The following is a 15,469-nucleotide window of genomic DNA, read 5'->3' as shown; positions in this document are numbered from 1 at the left end:
AGCGATGAAAAATTTGGACAGTCTCGATCGCAGAATATTGCGCGAGCTGCAAAAGGATGGACGCCTGACCAACACAGAATTGTCCGAGCGCATCAGCCTGTCGCAAACCGCAACGACCGAACGGGTAAAGCGCCTGTCCCGCGACGGCTACATCCTTGGATACACGGCAAAATTGTCGCCCAAAAAGCTCGATCGCGCAATGCTTGTATTCGTCGAGATTAAACTTGATCGCACCACGCCCGACGTCTTCGCAACCTTTGCCGCAGCTACGCGCCGTAACCCGGACGTGATGGAATGCCATATGGTTGCCGGCGGCTTCGACTACCTGATCAAGGCCCGCGTTGCCGACATGGAGCATTACCGTCGTTTTCTCTCCGACATGCTGCTTTCACTCCCAGGCGTCCGCGAAAGCCACACCTACGCCGTGATGGAAGAAGTCAAGGAAACGTCAAGCTTGCCGGTTTGAGTGTCGATATCCCGCAACTCACCACATAAATTTTGCAACCGCACATTCGTTGTAGTGCGCAACAATTAACGGCATGTAGATGACGTTCAACGGCAAAAGCAGCAGTACCGGGCCAGCGGTGCATTGGAGGCGATAGGCTCCTCCAACTGCGGCAACAGCCTTGTCGTTCGAATTTGGAGGTGAAGTGATGTGGTTTAAACCGCTGAGCATCACCCTAGTTGTGAAAAGGATCCGGACTCGCTGGCAAGTGATCATCCGGATCCAATTCAATTAACTAGGAAAGGGGGCGGGCGAAAGCTCGTCCCTGCTCCAACGCCAATATAGCAGTTTACAAACCCAAGTCCACTATTGCTGCAGCACCTGTTTGATGTCGATCAGGTTTGAGCGCACACGCAAGATATAAAAGCCCATCGTCGTCAGATGGTTCGGCAACAGCCAGCCACCCTCGCTGCCATTAGCGATGATCCAGGGCTTGATGTTCAAGGCCGAACGAAGTTGCCCGTCCATACCATCCCAAAGCGGCGTCAGGTGCTTTTCATCGAGCACCTGTTTGAAATCCAACTGGGCTGCATTCATCAGTCCATAATAGGCATAGAGCTGGCCGTAGGCGAACCAGAAACGGTCATCGGCGCGCGTGTCGAACCAGCCATAATTGTTGTTTTCCGAACGATCTTTCAAAATCGCCGAGGTCGCGCCGATGTCGTTGGCGATACGGTCGATGAACTGGATAAGATTGTCCGCACGCGCATCGAAGATGGCATTGCAGGACTCAAGCTTGGTGTTGAATGTACGCAAATCCTTGACCGCCGAACGATAATAACTCGGCGTCGGCGTCTTCGGACCAAAGGGATTGAGGCCAAAATACCAGGCGTCCTCGGTAAATTGCAGATTTCCGCGCGCCTTCTGCAAGTCAGCGTCGATCTGCGAGGTCCCGCGAACGCGCCCAAGTGTATCGACGAGTTCAACTGCCGTGCGGCGCACTGCCGAATTGATGCCGCGCTGGAACGATGCCTTGTTATCGAGGAAAGGCGTATTGTCCCAATCCACGCCGAAGAACCCCAGCTTGTACAGGAGCATCGAGGAAATCCACGCGTTTTGGTTGACGTTGAAATCCGTCAGATCGGCTGTCACCTGCACGATGGCCGAGCGCGCGCAGGTCTTCGCTGCGCCCGTATCGGCAGCTTGCGTTGGCGAAGGAACCGGCTCGCCGACCGGAACAGTCAGATTTTTGAAATTGTACGAGGCGATGTAATCGGGGTTGAAATTCTTCCAGACCTGCGTGTTGTAGAAGAAATAGCCGTACAGACCGAGCCAGACGAGGACTGCCAGACCAAGAACGGCCTTGAGAATAATTCCGCGCTGGCCATACCAACGACCGGCCCAAATAAACGGCAAGAGAATGATGCCGATGACGAAGCCGATACCGCGTCCGATGTAATAGAAAATACGGCTGAAAAAATTGATCACGGGCTCGAGCATTCTGTTCCCCATTACTGTTCAAGTCCATAGAGCCGCTGGCGCCGCCCTTCCTTGTCATTCACATAGGTTGTTTTGAGAATATCGACAATGCGGCGTGAAATAAATTGCCCCTCTACGACTAAGGTCAAATTGACGGCTACGTGCGCGACAGCTCTTATCCTCAAATATTTCAGCTATTTGAATGGAGTCGGCATGCATCGCTTCCGTCTTTTAATCACCGGATTCCTCGCTTGTGGCATGCTGGTGGTTAGTGGCTTTACATCGCGCGCGTTGGCGCATGATCCTTTTGAACGAAATCACCACACTGGCTCGCGATTTTCCGAAGGGCTTGTAGAAGAGGGGGCCATCTGGCCGCTTGGAGATCGACCAATAGCAACTTGCTGGCAGATGGACGCAGCACACTTCAACCAATATGCCGCCCAACGAGAAATCGTGCGGCAGGCCGTGGCCAACACATGGGAAGCTGTTTCATTGATTCGGTTCACGGGGTGGCAAAGGTGTGAAGGTGACGGCAGCGCTAATGGAGGCATTTCCATCGCAGTCAACGACGCGACTCCAGCCACATGGGGACTGGGGAAAACATTAAAGAATTTCAAGCCTCAGGCCACCGGAGATGCCAACAGGCTATACGCTTTTGCCAGCGTCGAGCTAAATTTTGAATTTATCACATTTCGACCTGCCAGCTGTTCGAACCAAAAAAATGAATGCATTCGCAAGATTGCCGTTCATGAATTCGGGCATGTCCTTGGTTTTGATCACGAGCAGAACCGTCCAGATACGTTAGCCGGATGTGCCAAAGATGAAATACCTGCCGCTAATACGAAGCCTTTTGGACCATGGGACCTTCAATCTGTCATGAATTACTGCAACCCGCTGATGGAAAATGGCGGAGTTCTCAGTCAGGGTGATATCAGGATGGTCAAGTATTATTACGGCGATCCCGACCCGGCTCCGGAGTTCGACATGAGCCCGATTACGTTACTTTTACTAAACTAGGCGATTTGATAAATTGGAGAGAGATTGATGAGAAATCGAATTAGCGCTGCCATCGTTGCCGTGGCTACCGTCGTTGGATTTGTTCCGCAAGCGGGCGCCGGATCAGGTTCCGGGTTGGTTCGTAATATTTTGGTGACTCCTAAGGGAATTGTGACATTCACAGTAGACGTACGTAACGGCGCCCCTGCGTGCAGCACTATAAAGAATGATTTTGCGTTCGATGGGAGCACTTCGGAAGGGAAAGCCAAACTGGCTCTTCTGATTGCCGCCGCCAACGGCAAGAAGGCCGTTAGCATAACTGGGGACGGCACGTGCTCTGCATGGCCAGATCGAGAGACACCGCTTTGGATCAGTGCCTTTTTTTAGCCGCTCCTAACGATATGCGAGGCTTTTTACCCTAGCCCAAACAACCTCTTCCTCAATCCCTCCTTATCCTTCAGATAAATCGTCTTCAGCGTCTCGACGACGTGTGCCTGATAGGGAGGGCTCCAGCTCTCGTAATCCGCAAAGAATCCCGGTTTGTTGAAGACATAGCGAGACAGGAAATCCCAAGCCACGAAATCGCTGATCAGATGGTTGACCAGCCAGGCGTCTGGATGTCTTGGCAGGGCACGTATGACAAGAAACCGGCGCTTCGGATCGGTTTCCGCCATGTTGAGCTGCCCGGTCTGGCCGATCTCGCGCTTGACCGCATTGAGGAATGGCCATGTGCCATCATGATTAATCAGGCTGGCATTGGCGTGAATCCATGTCTGCAGCCAGATCCGGTCTATGTTGGTCAGGTCCCTCTTCGGCTCGAGTGACTGGATGAGATGACGGATGATCATCTCGCCCCGATTTTCCAGATAGCCCGATTGCTCGATCCATGAGGCACGCGGCAACTCGATGCGCCCGGTCGAGGCGAGAAACTCAAAGACCTGCTCGGCATCCTTGATGGAAATATAATTGACCTGCCACGGCCGCGATCGCCGGAATCCCGGTGCCGATGGATCGCCGATGACGGTTGTCGTATTGTCGTCGACAAAGATGAAAACACCGCCGAAATGGCTGGTCCAGAAGGCGCGATGCCGGAATATCACCTTATCCGGCACCAGAGAATTCTCCCGGATATCACCGGTGACCTTGGCGAGTTCCACCATGCGGTTGATGAGCTCGTTGTTACGCCAGGCGTCGGGTTCGTCCTCCAGCCTGTCGACCAGCAGCCGCAATTCCGCTGCCTGCCCCATGACGTTTTCCGCCGAGAGCACCCGGAACTCAACCTGGTTGATCGACAGAAGGTCCTCGATGTCATTGACGACCGAAACGCTATCCTCGATCTCGCCGTAGAGTACATCCTTGATCGTCAGCGCATTGATGGCACGGGAATTGCTGGTGAAAAACTCGTACATTAGTTGCGACGTATTGGAAAATTGCGTGTGCACGACCGGCAAATCCGCCTGCGCCGGTGTTAAAATGATAAACCGCCGGTTGACGCCGTTTGGATCGAGATAAAAAGGGTCCTTCAGTTCTTTGGCGATTTCCGGCGAAAAGCCGGTCCTGTCGACGTTGAATTTCTTGAGTTTCGTCGCAGGAAAACCGAAGGATTTCAGCGCGCGATTATAGCGCTCTATCAGGTGCGGCTGGTCGACCGTCAGCAAGCGTCCATAGATCAGCTCGTTTTCGTAGAGAAGGTCCATCAGACGTCCCACTGCCCGTTGGCCTTGAGCGCTTCGACTTCCCGCACTGCCCGCTCGCGCAACCTCGCGTCCCGCACCATCTTGTCTACGGCCGCATCGTCGGACTTGTCGGAATAACGGAACTCCGAATCCGCATAGCGGTTGGTTTCCTGCAGCACCATCTCCATCGTGAAGGGTTTGCGCAATTTCTCGATCATCGCCTTCTTTTCATCATAGCTCTTGTGCATGAACGTTTCGGGCTTTTCGAACCATTCATCCGGAAGTTCCACATCCATCGCCCGCATCTTGATTGCGTCGGTGACGTTCTTGATGGCGCGGCCAGTGAAGCGCGGCTCACGCTCCTTGATCATGTGCAGGTAAGTGCCGATGTCGGACAGGGTTTTTGGCTCGCCATTGTCATTGATGAAGCGATCAAAGACCACTTTCAACCCCTCCTCCTGCGGCTCTGAAAGTTCGTCATAGGCCGTCTCCACCGCCCGTGCGATCTGTTGCGCTTCGTAGAGCTTGTGATCGCCCAGCGGTATCTTGTGATTTTTGCCCGCCAGCAGCGCAAAGATATCGATGTAATCGTCGCGTGTCTGCGGCCCGTCGACCAGCCATCGAGCCCCGGCACGTTGTCTGAGAGCATCGTCGACATTCTCCGGATAGTTGGAGAACATGCCGAATGAGCAATTACCGCGAACAACAGTCGAGGCGCCGGAAAAAGCTTCCATCAGCACGCCGGTGATCTCGTGCTGGCCCGAGGAGGCGCGGTCATCCGAACGCTTTGCCGCGACCTGGTCGATATCATCGATCGTACCAAAGCCAATCACGCGCGGATTAAGCACATTGGTCACGAATTGCTTGCAGTTCTGTCCGGACTTGCCCTGATACGACGATATCTGATCCACACCGAAGTTCTCGTAGTGAAAGGCGTAACCCGCGACCTGGCAATAATCATTGAGCAGCCCGGCGATCATCTGGATCAGCGTGGTCTTGCCCGTGCCCGGCGCACCATCACCGATGAACGTGAAAAGGAAGCCGCCCAATTCGACAAACGGGTTGAGCTGCCGGTCAAAATCATAGGCCATCAGCATTTTGGAGAGTTTCAGGGCCTGAAACTTGGCGATGTGGTTGCCGACAACTTCGTTCGGTTTCTTGAATGTCATCACCAGCGGCGTGCGTTTCTTCGATGGCGCAACATCGAACCCGTCCAGTGTGAAGTCATCGCTGTCGAGCCGCAGGTGCGTATCTTCGAAACTGCCGAGCCCGTCAAATCGTCCCTTGCGCTGCAAAAGCCCTTCGATGGCAAGCGTCGAAAAGGCTTTGGCGCGCGCCAGCATCGCCTGCTCGTCGCTCGCGCCGGATATCGCACGATCGAGACCGGAAATTACTGATTTCAAGGCGTCTTGCGCCGTATCGAAGACGAAATCCGGCTCGCTCATATCATTGGCTGGCTCTGAATCAGCCTCGATCAATTGCGCGAGATAAGCGGCAAAGGCGAAAGCGGCAACGTAAGCCGCGGCTGACAGAAGCCGTTTGAAATGACTGGCCTCTTCACCCTGTAACGGAGCGGAAGCATTGCGCGCCATCAGGCTTTCAAGATCGCTTTGCCGGCCAAAAACATCGGCGACGGCCAGTGCAATCGCTACACCACGACGAGCCCGAAACAGCAGCGTGTGTTGAGCAACCGAAAGCATCTGATCGTCGGGGCGCACAGACTGGATGGTTTTTACAAGCTCCACCTCACGCGTCTTGCGCAATCCGCCTGTTGAAACGGTCGAAACAAAACGTCTGCCGGTACCGGCAATTTCCGTACCGGACTTTTCGCCGCTATCGAGCGAGACGAATCGCGTCACCATTGCCTGTGCAACGGCAAGATGCTTGGCGATGTCCTTCTCCTCAAGCGTGGTCAGACCGACATCCATGGTTCTTTCCTCCTCAAATGCCGCTGATCACCTGTCCATTGGATAGGATATGCGTCTGAAACCCCTTGAAGATTTTTGCCGCTTCCCCTGATGCGTACAACGCCTGATAGGCTTCATGCGGCACCAGAGCGTGCTGCTCATAATGGCTGACGCCCTGCCTTGCCGCTTCGAGATCATCAGTATTGATGTGAAACTCTTCACGCGATGGCTCCGACGACCAAAGTCCACGTTTACCGGGTTTCTCCGCCTTGGAAAAAACTTCCTGCAAGGTCCAGGTCAGGAGCCAGGCGTCCTCCGGCTTGCGCACACGCTCAAGGACGTCGGCAACTTTCTGATTATGCTCGGTAATTCCGGCCGTGTAGAATGGTCCGAGAACAAGCCGGCGTAGCTGCTTGGGGTGCAGTTCCGGAAAATCCTGATCGAGTGCCGTGGCTATGGTTACCGGTGACAGAGAATAGGCCGAGTTCTTCGCGGCAAAGTCGTCGAAGCGGCGTGCGAGATCCGGATTGAGAAGGCCGCCGACCGGTAAAGGAATTTTGACCTTGTTGTTGAGCTTGCCGTCGGCCACCAGCGTCTCCACCATATCCTCGGATGAGTCCTCGATGATCGCCATGTAGATCAATGGCAAGTTCGAGGCTCCGTCGAAAGCGCCCCAATGCACCACGTAAAAGGGGCGCATGGTTTTCGGGTTAACAGAGACGCGGATAGTCGTCGGCAGCAGAAAGGGAGCGAATATTTCGCCTTTTTCGACGACTTCCAGATAAACCCGTTCCGCCATGGACCTTTGCAGGTCGCGCGGAAACTCGCGATTGCGCAGGATGAAATCCGCCATCTCGCTCCGAAGCGCATCCGCCGGCGGAATGGCTGCAAGCCGCACCGACGCGTCCTTCTTGTCATTTTCAAGTTCCAGAATATTCTGGAAGACAGGAAAGCCGCTCTCGGCCTTGGATATGCGAAAGCGCTCGGCAAAACCGAGCCTGTTGCGCCAACACTCGAACGACGCGTCAAGCCGCTGCAGATATTCAGACACAGTCTGCGCAACCAGATCGTGCTTGTAGAGCGGCGAATCCTGGTTGTTCAGAAAGACTTCGAGCCCATCCAGCGCGGCGCGGATAGCGCCAAAATAGCGCTCGGCCGCTGCAAGATCCGCATCGCCTGTCATCGATTAACTCTGCACATAATCGGCGGAATTGTGCTTCTTCAGAACCTCTGAAAACCGCCGCGAGAAAGCATCGTCAGCCAACTTCTTGCGACGCTGGATATCCTGCGAACTGACCATGTTCCTCTCGTGCATTTCGAGAAGATCGCCGATGTGCTTCTGCGCCGCCGCGCCAACACCGGCCATGGTCTCTTCTGCTGCCGTATCCACCTTGCTGCCGAGCGTATTGATCTTGTGCGCCACGTCCTGTTGCGCGGCCGTTTTCAGCGAATCTTCCAGCGCCTTGTAAAGAACGATACGCTGCTCGGTGTCGATCGACAGTTTGTTGATCAGCGTGCTCTGCGCCGCGATCTGGTTATTGAGAGAATCGACGAAAGTCTGAAACATGGACGTGTAGCGTTCCAGCGTCTGGCTTTCCGCAAGAAGCTCCTGTTCCTTGGCCTGGCGCTCATTATATTCTGTCGCAAGTTTCGACCGCTGACCTTCGAGCTCGGTGCGTGCGCCCTGATCTGTCGATGCGGCAATCTTGTTTTCGATATCCAGCAAGAGCGGGTTCAGTTCTTCGATCCGCTTTTGCGTCGCTTCAAGGTTGGCGATGGTGGATTTGCGCCGTTCTATGACAGTCGCAAGGCTCGTTTCGGAGGTCTTGTAGCGCTCGTCCAGAACATTTTTCTGCTCTTTCAGAATACCGACAATCCGGTCGGATTTGGAAAGGAGTTCTTGGAGATTTCCCGCAAGTGACATATTGCGGACGCGGTCTGAACGCAGGCGCTGCATTTTCTGCTTCGAGAAGACACCGATGAACTTTTCCCAACCGGAATAGCCTTTCATGCTTTCGAATTCGGAACCGAAGACATTGGTGGCATCCTCGAGCCCGATGATCAGTTCGGCGATATTGCCTTCCATTACCTTTTGCTGGCGTAAAACGTCGTCAATACGCGCATTTTCGATATCGAAATCTGAAGCACCGATCTTTTCATCGGCTTTGGCAAATTTGTCGAGGACGATTGTGGACTGATCGATTTTCGTCCGCATGTCATTGACCATTGTTCTGGTCTTCTCGATCTCGGAATCGAAGTGCTGCAGACTCGCCATTTACGTATTCCCCTGATTGCCAAAATCGCCTCTCGCGACGACCGAATATAGACACGGTACATTGCGAAAAAAAGCCTACCGGAAAATGACAGGTCTCAACATAAACTTGCAAGCAGAGATTCGCTCTACGACTTATCGACGTTCCCGCTTGCAATCCGACCGGTTTCCTCCTCCCAGTGTTTGCGGCAGAGCGAGACATAAACGGATTTTTCGATCGCCACCTGATCGCCCTCAAGCAGCGCCTCCCCTTTCGGTCCGTGACGCACAACCATCGTCGCCTTGGCGCCGCAGTGACAGATGGTGCGGATTTCCCGCAAAGTGTCAGCAATGGCGAGCAATTCCGCCGAGCCTGGAAAGAGCTTACCCTGAAAATCCGTGCGCAGACCAAAACACAAGACTGGCAGGTTAAGCCGGTCAACAACGCGCGCCAGTTGCCAGACCTGCTCCTTGGTCAGAAATTGCGCTTCGTCGACAAACACGCAACTCAGCCTGCTTTCACCGTGTGCTTTGGCGATAAGCGAAAAAAGATCATCTTTATCGCGATAAAGCAGCGCCTCCGCGCTGACACCCAGCCGCGAGGTTATCCTTCCGACACCGTCTTCGGCATAGTGCGCAGCCGTGAACAGCATCGTCCGCATGCCGCGTTCCTGGTAGTTGTAGGAAGCTTGCAAAAGCAGCGTCGATTTTCCGGCATTCATAGCCGAGTAACTGAAATAGAGTTTTGCCATCGCCCGCTTTAATCAGAGTTGGGTCTTTGCATGAACCCTTACATTCTACTCCCACGCAACTTTTGTCGGAATATCAACAACTGTCGCTATTTGACCGGATTTATGCGCGCCTATGCTTGAATGCGTTTCCGTTTGGTGCTTGGTTCATGACATTGAAAATCCGGTAAAAACCGGAAGGGGAGAACTATCGATGAAAGTACTATCCAAACTCACTATTTCCCTGGCCTTGGCCCTTTCCGCAAGTACGGCATTCGCTGCGGAACCAGAATCCTGCAAGACAGTCCGATTCGCCGATGTGGGCTGGACCGACATTACGGCTACAACAGCCGCAACGAGCGAAGTCCTGAAAGGTCTTGGTTATTCGACCGACACCAAGGTTCTCTCTGTGCCGGTGACCTATGCTTCGCTTGGCAAGAAGGACATTGACGTATTTCTCGGCAATTGGATGCCGACCATGTCCGCGGACATCAAGCCATATCTCGACAATAAGACCGTCGAAGACCTTGGTCCCAATCTGACTGGTGCGAAATACACCTTGGCGGTGCCGCAATATCTCTATGACAAAGGTCTTAAAGATTTCAAGGACATAGCCAAGTTCAAGGATGAGCTCGGCGGCAAGATCTACGGTATCGAGCCCGGAAACGATGGCAACCGCTTGATTCTCGACATGATTTCCAAGGACACTTTCGGTTTGAAGGGTTTCGAGCTCGCCGAATCCTCCGAACAGGGCATGCTCGCGCAGGTCGCCAAGCAGACAAAAAGCGAAAAACCCATCGTCTTCCTCGGCTGGGAACCGCATCCGATGAATACGAACTTCAAGCTGGCCTATCTTTCCGGCGGTGATGACGTGTTTGGCAAGGACTTCGGCGGGGCAATCATCCATACGAATGTCCGTGCCGGATACACCACCGAATGCCCGAATGTCGGCAAGTTCCTGACCAATCTCAAATTCAATCTGCAGATGGAAAATGAGATCATGGGCAAGATTCTCGACGATGGCGAGGACGGCGCAAAGGCAGCAACCGAATGGTTGAAAGCCAACCCGGCGATTCTGGATACGTGGCTGGCAGGTGTTACAACCTTCGACGGCAAGGAAGGCCTACCCGCGGTCAAAGCGTCGCTGGGGCTATAACGATCGCTGTCCCTGATGGGATAAAGAGACCAAAGAACATGAGCCGCCCGGTGTTCCGGTCGGGCTGCTCCTTCTGCTTACTCGTTGTGGGGATGGTTTTGGTTTGGACTGGTTAACGCAAGACAAGATTCCGGTTGGCAGGACGGCGAAGGCCGTCGTCGATTGGCTCACCACCAATTTTGCCGGATTTTTCGATGGATTGGCCGCAATCATGCAGGCCTTCATCGACGGCCTGATGTACGCGCTGAAATATCCACATCCCCTGATCATGGTCGTGATTTTCGCCGCCATCGCTTACGCCCTGCGCCGGTCCATAGCGGTCACGCTTCTCACCATTCTCGGCTTCCTGTTCATCCTCAATCAGGGATACTGGCAAGAAACGATGGAGACACTGACGCTGGTGCTCTCCTCATGCATCCTGTGTATGGGGATCGGCGTACCCATCGGCATTATCGCCGCGCATCGGCCGAAGTTCTATGCAGCGATCCGTCCCGTACTCGACCTCATGCAGACGCTACCCACCTTCGTCTATCTCATTCCCGCCATCGTCTTTTTCGGCATAGGTATGGTGCCAGGCCTGATCGCAACGGCAATCTTTGTTTTGCCAGCGCCCATCCGCCTCACCCATCTCGGCGTTTCCTCGACACCACGGCACCTGATCGAAGCCGGCGAGGCATTCGGTGCATCCTCCCGCCAACTGCTTTGGAAGATCGAACTGCCCTACGCCATGCCGCAAATACTGGCTGGACTTACCCAGACGATCATGCTGTCGCTGTCCATGGTGGTCATCGCGGCACTGGTCGGAGCCGATGGGCTTGGCGTGCCAGTCGTGCGCGCGCTGAACTCGGTTAACACGGCCTTGGGCTTCGAAGCAGGCCTTGTCATTGTGGTCGTCGCCATCATACTCGACCGTATATTCCGTCCCGGCAAGGAGCCAGGTGAATGACTGCGATCACACTGGATAATGTCTGTATTATTTTCGGCAAGAAGACTGACGGTTCGTTGTTCCTGGCCGATCAGGGGAAAAGCCGCTCGGATATCCAGGCCGAAACAGGCCACGTGCTCGGCGTTCACAATTGCACTCTCACCGTCGCCGAAGGGGAAATAGTCGTGTTGATGGGGCTCTCGGGCTCCGGTAAGTCGACGCTCCTGCGCGCTATCAATCGCCTTAACCCTATCTCGCGCGGCTCCGTCGTCGTTCACAACAAAGGGCGGTCTATCGATGTCGGCAAGGCCGACAAGACAACTTTGCGGGATTTGCGCAAGCACCTTGTTTCGATGGTTTTCCAGCAGTTCGGTCTCCTGCCCTGGCGCACGGTTGAAGAGAATGTCGGGTTCGGACTTGAGCTGTCGGGTGTTCCGAAAGAAGAGCGCGCGAAAGCCGTGCAGCAGCAGCTCGAACTGGTCAATCTCAAGGACTGGGCCAAGCGCAAGGTTGGCGAGCTCTCCGGCGGTATGCAGCAACGTGTCGGCCTTGCGCGCGCTTTCGCAACAGGTGCACCGATCCTGCTGATGGATGAGCCCTTTTCAGCGCTCGACCCGCTTATTCGAACCCGCTTGCAAGATGAGCTTCTCAGCCTGCAGGAGCGACTGAAGAAGACGATCGTCTTCGTTAGTCACGATCTGGATGAGGCCATGAAAATTGGCAACCGTATTGCCATTATGGAGGGCGGACGGATCATCCAGTGCGGTACGGCTCAGGACATCCTGCTTAACCCGGCTGATGAATATGTTGCGGATTTCGTCGCCAACATGAATCCACTTGGTGTGCTCACTGCGGCGGACATCATGGTTCCGCTGGATCGAACGCGCTCCGCCAGCAGGCCGTTTGCGGCTACAGCGCGTCCGGAAACGCCGGTGCGTGAAATCATGCAAGCGATCGCGAAAAACAGTGGCGATGTTGGCGTCGTGGAAAACGGCTCATTTCTCGGGATGATCTCCGCCGATGACATCGTGCGCGGCCTGTTAAAGCACCAGAAGCACTAGTTCAGACTACTCTTCTTCGGCATCCTCGTCACCGGATTTCCCGGCTGGCTGCCAGGAATGAGGCACGACTTTTTTCTGCGTATTTGAATCCGTGAATATCCACCAGCCGGCATCCGTTTCGTCCCACTGGCCGCCCGTCGCCTTCAGGCGATCCAGTGAGCGATACTGCCCGATGGATTCGTTTTCCTGTCCGTCCTCGTCGGTCCAGAACACCTGAACCTTGCTACCATCCTTGGGTGCCGTGGAAATCGCCTGCTTTTTGGTCATGTCACGCGGCCTTCTTTTTGGCCAAGCGTGCCCTGATGCTTTCCACATCGGACTTCGGCGTCGCTGCAAACAGCGTCTTCGTATAGCTGTGCTGCGGGTTGGCAAACACTTCCTCCCGCGTGCCATATTCAACGACTTCGCCGTAGTACATCACCATGACTTCGTCGGCGATGTAGCGCACCACAGAAAGATCGTGGCTGATGAAGACGTAGGTAAGATTGAACTCGTCCTGCAGATCGGCCAACAGATTAAGAACCTGTGCTTGTACCGAGAGATCTAGCGCAGAGACCGGCTCATCCAGCACGAGCAGGCTCGGGCTAAGCATCAGCGCGCGGGCAATGGCGATACGCTGGCGCTGACCTCCGGAGAACATGTGCGGATAGCGATTGTAGTGCTCAGGTCCAAGTCCGACCTTCACCAGCATTTGCATCGCCAGATCGCGCCGCTCGGCGGCCGTCTTGTTGGTATTCAACAATAATGGTTCGCCCAGCACTTCGCCGATCTTCTGGCGCGGATTAAGCGAACCATAGGGATTCTGAAAAATGATCTGCACCTTGCGGCGCATCTCCGCGGTGACGCGATCCTTGGCGATATTGATAGGCTTACCATCGATCAAAAGTTCGCCGGAAGTCTGCGGATCGATCAGAGTCAATATCCGGCCCAGCGTTGACTTTCCGCAACCGCTCTCGCCCACAATGGCAAGGGTTTTGCCCTTTTCCAAAGTAAAGCTGACGCCCTTGACCGCGTGCACGGTCTTCTGCTTGCCAAACAGACCGCCGCCGACGTGATAATCGCGGACGATATTGCGGCCCTCGAGTACGACTTCGCTCATGGCGCCACTCCTGCATTGGCGGCTTCATTCTTCATGAAATCCGCAACCGTTGACAGGCGGTCGCCAGTCGCATTCTCTGGCAAGGCAGACAGAAGCGCGCGGGTATAGGGGCTTTTGGGCGACTCGAACAGCGAGAGCACGTCGGCCTCCTCCATCTTGCGGCCCTTGTATTGAACGATCACGCGATCGGCGGTTTCCGCCACGACACCCATGTCGTGGGTGATCATGATCAGGCCCATGCCATGCTTCACCTGCAAGCTCACGAGAAGGTCGAGAATTTGCTTCTGGATCGTCACGTCAAGCGCTGTCGTCGGCTCATCAGCGATCAGCAGTTTCGGATTGCAGGCAATGGCAATGGCAATCATCACACGCTGGCATTGACCGCCGGACATCTGGTGCGGGAAGGAGTTCAACCGCTCTTCCGGCGCCGGAATACCTACTTGCTTGAAGAGTTCGATCGCACGCTTGCGCCGTGTCGGACCATCCATCTTCATATGGAAGCGTAGCACCTCTTCCAGTTGGAAACCGACTGTGAAGCAGGGATTGAGGCTCGCCATCGGTTCTTGGAAGATCATGGCGACGTCGCGGCCGACGATTTCTCGCCTCTGCTTGCCGGTCATCGTCAACATGTTGTGGCCATTGAATGTCATACTGTCGGCGGTGACGGTTGCGGTCTTCGGCAAAAGGCCCATCACGGCCAACATGGCAACTGATTTACCGGAGCCGGATTCACCAACGATCGCCAGAACTTCACGATTATCGACCGAAAGATCGATGCCCTGCACGGCCATGAACAGGCCGGCATTCGTGTCGAAGCCGACCGAGAGGTTCTTGATTTCAAGCAGCGCCATACCTCAGCTCCTTTTCAACTTAGGATCGAGAGCATCGCGCAGTCCATCTCCAACGAGATTGATCGCGAGGACGGTGATCAGGATTGCAAGACCGGGGAAAGTCACGACCCACCAGGCCCGCAGGATGAATTCGCGGGCCTCTGCCAGCATCGTTCCCCATTCCGGTGTTGGCGGCTGGGCACCCATGCCGAGGAACCCAAGTGCTGCAGCCTCGAGAATTGCATTCGAAAACGACAGCGTTCCCTGCACGATCAGCGGCGCGAGACAGTTCGGCAGGATCGTTTTGAACATCAAGCGGAGGTGGCCGGCGCCTGCCAGCTTCGACGCTATGACGTATTCGCGGTTCTTCTCGCTCATGACCGCCGCGCGCGTAAGGCGGGCAAAGTGCGGTTGCAGAACGAGAGCAATAGCGATCATCGCATTGAAAAGACCGGGTCCCAGAATAGCCACAAGCACAAGGGCCAGCAGCAGCGGCGGAAAGGCCAGGATGATATCCATGATGCGCATGATCAGCGTATCGACCCAACCACGGAAATAGCCAGCAAGAACACCGAGAATAACGCCAGTGATCATCGCGAACGTCACGACGATCAAGCCGATGAACAACGAATAGCGCGCGCCGTAGATCAGACGGGAAAGCAAATCCCGGCCAACGGCATCGGTGCCAAGCAGAAACTGCTCCTTGCCGCCCACTTGCCACGACGGCGGCGTTAGCAAGGCATCACGGTACTGTTGGTAAGGAGCGTGGGGCGCAATGAGCGGACCAAATATGGCGATCAGGACCAGAAGGACGAGAACGGCAAAACCTATCACCGCGCCCTTGTTGACGCTGAAATAGAACCAGAATTCCGAAAACCGCGCCATCCGGCCCGAAGTCTGGGACGAGGCAAGCGGT

At 54.9% G+C, this 15,469-nt stretch carries 15 protein-coding genes; 5 read left to right on the top strand and 10 right to left on the bottom strand.

Annotated features, from left to right (window positions below; all coding sequences use genetic code 11):
- Positions 1–4: 4 nt before the first annotated feature.
- A complete protein-coding gene (locus tag C7476_RS13150; RefSeq protein WP_112530643.1) occupies positions 5–466 on the top strand; it encodes an Lrp/AsnC ligand binding domain-containing protein in 462 nt (153 codons plus the stop codon).
- 345 nt (positions 467–811) lie between these two features.
- Here the strand turns inward: C7476_RS13150 and C7476_RS13145 are convergent, their stop codons facing one another.
- Positions 812–1,945, bottom strand: coding sequence for a DUF2333 family protein (locus C7476_RS13145; protein WP_114430355.1), 1,134 nt, complete (start codon positions 1,943–1,945; stop codon positions 812–814).
- A 192-nt stretch (positions 1,946–2,137) separates the two neighbouring features.
- On the opposite strand from C7476_RS13145, the gene C7476_RS13140 reads away from it, so the two are divergent.
- On the top strand, positions 2,138–2,941 hold the full coding sequence (locus C7476_RS13140; protein ID WP_181872428.1) for a M12 family metallopeptidase: 804 nt from the start codon (positions 2,138–2,140) through the stop codon (positions 2,939–2,941).
- Between the two features lie 392 nt (positions 2,942–3,333).
- Here the strand turns inward: C7476_RS13140 and C7476_RS13130 are convergent, their stop codons facing one another.
- The 5 genes from C7476_RS13130 to C7476_RS13110 form a co-directional block, all read right to left on the bottom strand.
- Positions 3,334–4,617: a DUF6638 family protein gene (locus C7476_RS13130; protein WP_114430352.1), complete on the bottom strand. Its 1,284-nt coding sequence runs from the start codon at positions 4,615–4,617 to the stop codon at positions 3,334–3,336.
- Positions 4,617–6,524, bottom strand: a complete 1,908-nt coding sequence (locus C7476_RS13125) for an AAA family ATPase (RefSeq protein WP_114430351.1) — start codon at positions 6,522–6,524, stop codon at positions 4,617–4,619. The genes C7476_RS13130 and C7476_RS13125 overlap by 1 nt, the downstream gene beginning before the upstream one ends.
- Positions 6,525–6,537: 13 nt before the next feature.
- Positions 6,538–7,686, bottom strand: coding sequence for a hypothetical protein (locus C7476_RS13120; protein ID WP_114430350.1), 1,149 nt, complete (start codon positions 7,684–7,686; stop codon positions 6,538–6,540).
- Positions 7,687–7,689: 3 nt separating this feature from the next.
- The gene (locus tag C7476_RS13115) at positions 7,690–8,778 is read right to left on the bottom strand and encodes a coiled-coil domain-containing protein (RefSeq protein ID WP_114430349.1); all 1,089 of its coding nucleotides are present in this window, start codon (positions 8,776–8,778) and stop codon (positions 7,690–7,692) included.
- Positions 8,779–8,903: 125 nt separating this feature from the next.
- Complete coding sequence (locus C7476_RS13110; protein WP_114430348.1) at positions 8,904–9,506, bottom strand: thymidine kinase; 603 nt, start codon at positions 9,504–9,506, stop codon at positions 8,904–8,906.
- 190 nt (positions 9,507–9,696) lie between these two features.
- Between C7476_RS13110 and C7476_RS13105 the strand changes: the two genes are divergently transcribed.
- The 3 genes from C7476_RS13105 to choV all read left to right on the top strand — a co-directional run bounded on the left by C7476_RS13105 (position 9,697) and on the right by choV (position 12,624).
- Positions 9,697–10,638, top strand: a complete 942-nt coding sequence (locus C7476_RS13105; protein WP_114430347.1) for a choline ABC transporter substrate-binding protein — start codon at positions 9,697–9,699, stop codon at positions 10,636–10,638.
- A 103-nt stretch (positions 10,639–10,741) separates the two neighbouring features.
- On the top strand, positions 10,742–11,584 hold the full coding sequence (choW, locus tag C7476_RS13100) for a choline ABC transporter permease subunit (protein ID WP_114430346.1): 843 nt from the start codon (positions 10,742–10,744) through the stop codon (positions 11,582–11,584).
- The gene (gene choV, locus C7476_RS13095) at positions 11,581–12,624 is read left to right on the top strand and encodes a choline ABC transporter ATP-binding protein (RefSeq protein ID WP_114430345.1); all 1,044 of its coding nucleotides are present in this window, start codon (positions 11,581–11,583) and stop codon (positions 12,622–12,624) included. The genes choW and choV overlap by 4 nt, the downstream gene beginning before the upstream one ends.
- A 6-nt stretch (positions 12,625–12,630) precedes the next feature.
- On the opposite strand, the gene C7476_RS13090 is transcribed toward choV, so the two are convergent.
- Genes C7476_RS13090 through C7476_RS13075 form a run of 4 tightly spaced genes read right to left on the bottom strand, consistent with a single transcriptional unit; the run spans position 12,631 to position 15,438 of the window.
- Positions 12,631–12,891 carry a hypothetical protein gene (locus C7476_RS13090; RefSeq protein WP_114430344.1) on the bottom strand — a complete coding sequence of 87 codons (261 nt, stop codon included), beginning with the start codon at positions 12,889–12,891 and terminating at the stop codon, positions 12,631–12,633.
- Between the two features lies 1 nt (position 12,892).
- The gene (locus C7476_RS13085; RefSeq protein WP_112530628.1) at positions 12,893–13,723 is read right to left on the bottom strand and encodes an ABC transporter ATP-binding protein; all 831 of its coding nucleotides are present in this window, start codon (positions 13,721–13,723) and stop codon (positions 12,893–12,895) included.
- Positions 13,720–14,574, bottom strand: coding sequence for an ABC transporter ATP-binding protein (locus C7476_RS13080; RefSeq protein WP_114430343.1), 855 nt, complete (start codon positions 14,572–14,574; stop codon positions 13,720–13,722). The genes C7476_RS13085 and C7476_RS13080 overlap by 4 nt, the downstream gene beginning before the upstream one ends.
- Positions 14,575–14,577: 3 nt before the next feature.
- Positions 14,578–15,438 carry an ABC transporter permease subunit gene (locus C7476_RS13075; RefSeq protein WP_112530754.1) on the bottom strand — a complete coding sequence of 287 codons (861 nt, stop codon included), beginning with the start codon at positions 15,436–15,438 and terminating at the stop codon, positions 14,578–14,580.
- Positions 15,439–15,469 lie beyond the last annotated feature (31 nt).

This window comes from Phyllobacterium bourgognense, assembly GCF_003337575.1.
GTDB lineage: Bacteria > Pseudomonadota > Alphaproteobacteria > Rhizobiales > Rhizobiaceae > Phyllobacterium > Phyllobacterium bourgognense.
Note: the sequence above shows the minus strand (reverse complement) of the source record. Positions and strands in the feature narration are given on the sequence as shown.

Excerpts from the sequence above, each read along its gene's own strand:
- C7476_RS13150 (WP_112530643.1), top strand. The coding sequence starts at position 5 with ATGAAAAATTTGGACAGTCTCGATCGCAGAATATTGCGCGAGCTGCAA.
- C7476_RS13145 (WP_114430355.1), bottom strand. The coding sequence starts at position 1,945 with ATGCTCGAGCCCGTGATCAATTTTTTCAGCCGTATTTTCTATTACATC.
- C7476_RS13140 (WP_181872428.1), top strand. The coding sequence starts at position 2,138 with ATGCATCGCTTCCGTCTTTTAATCACCGGATTCCTCGCTTGTGGCATG.
- C7476_RS13130 (WP_114430352.1), bottom strand. The coding sequence starts at position 4,617 with ATGGACCTTCTCTACGAAAACGAGCTGATCTATGGACGCTTGCTGACG.
- C7476_RS13125 (WP_114430351.1), bottom strand. The coding sequence starts at position 6,524 with ATGGATGTCGGTCTGACCACGCTTGAGGAGAAGGACATCGCCAAGCAT.
- C7476_RS13120 (WP_114430350.1), bottom strand. The coding sequence starts at position 7,686 with ATGACAGGCGATGCGGATCTTGCAGCGGCCGAGCGCTATTTTGGCGCT.
- C7476_RS13115 (WP_114430349.1), bottom strand. The coding sequence starts at position 8,778 with ATGGCGAGTCTGCAGCACTTCGATTCCGAGATCGAGAAGACCAGAACA.
- C7476_RS13110 (WP_114430348.1), bottom strand. The coding sequence starts at position 9,506 with ATGGCAAAACTCTATTTCAGTTACTCGGCTATGAATGCCGGAAAATCG.
- C7476_RS13105 (WP_114430347.1), top strand. The coding sequence starts at position 9,697 with ATGAAAGTACTATCCAAACTCACTATTTCCCTGGCCTTGGCCCTTTCC.
- choV (WP_114430345.1), top strand. The coding sequence starts at position 11,581 with ATGACTGCGATCACACTGGATAATGTCTGTATTATTTTCGGCAAGAAG.
- C7476_RS13090 (WP_114430344.1), bottom strand. The coding sequence starts at position 12,891 with ATGACCAAAAAGCAGGCGATTTCCACGGCACCCAAGGATGGTAGCAAG.
- C7476_RS13085 (WP_112530628.1), bottom strand. The coding sequence starts at position 13,723 with ATGAGCGAAGTCGTACTCGAGGGCCGCAATATCGTCCGCGATTATCAC.
- C7476_RS13080 (WP_114430343.1), bottom strand. The coding sequence starts at position 14,574 with ATGGCGCTGCTTGAAATCAAGAACCTCTCGGTCGGCTTCGACACGAAT.
- C7476_RS13075 (WP_112530754.1), bottom strand. The coding sequence starts at position 15,438 with ATGGCGCGGTTTTCGGAATTCTGGTTCTATTTCAGCGTCAACAAGGGC.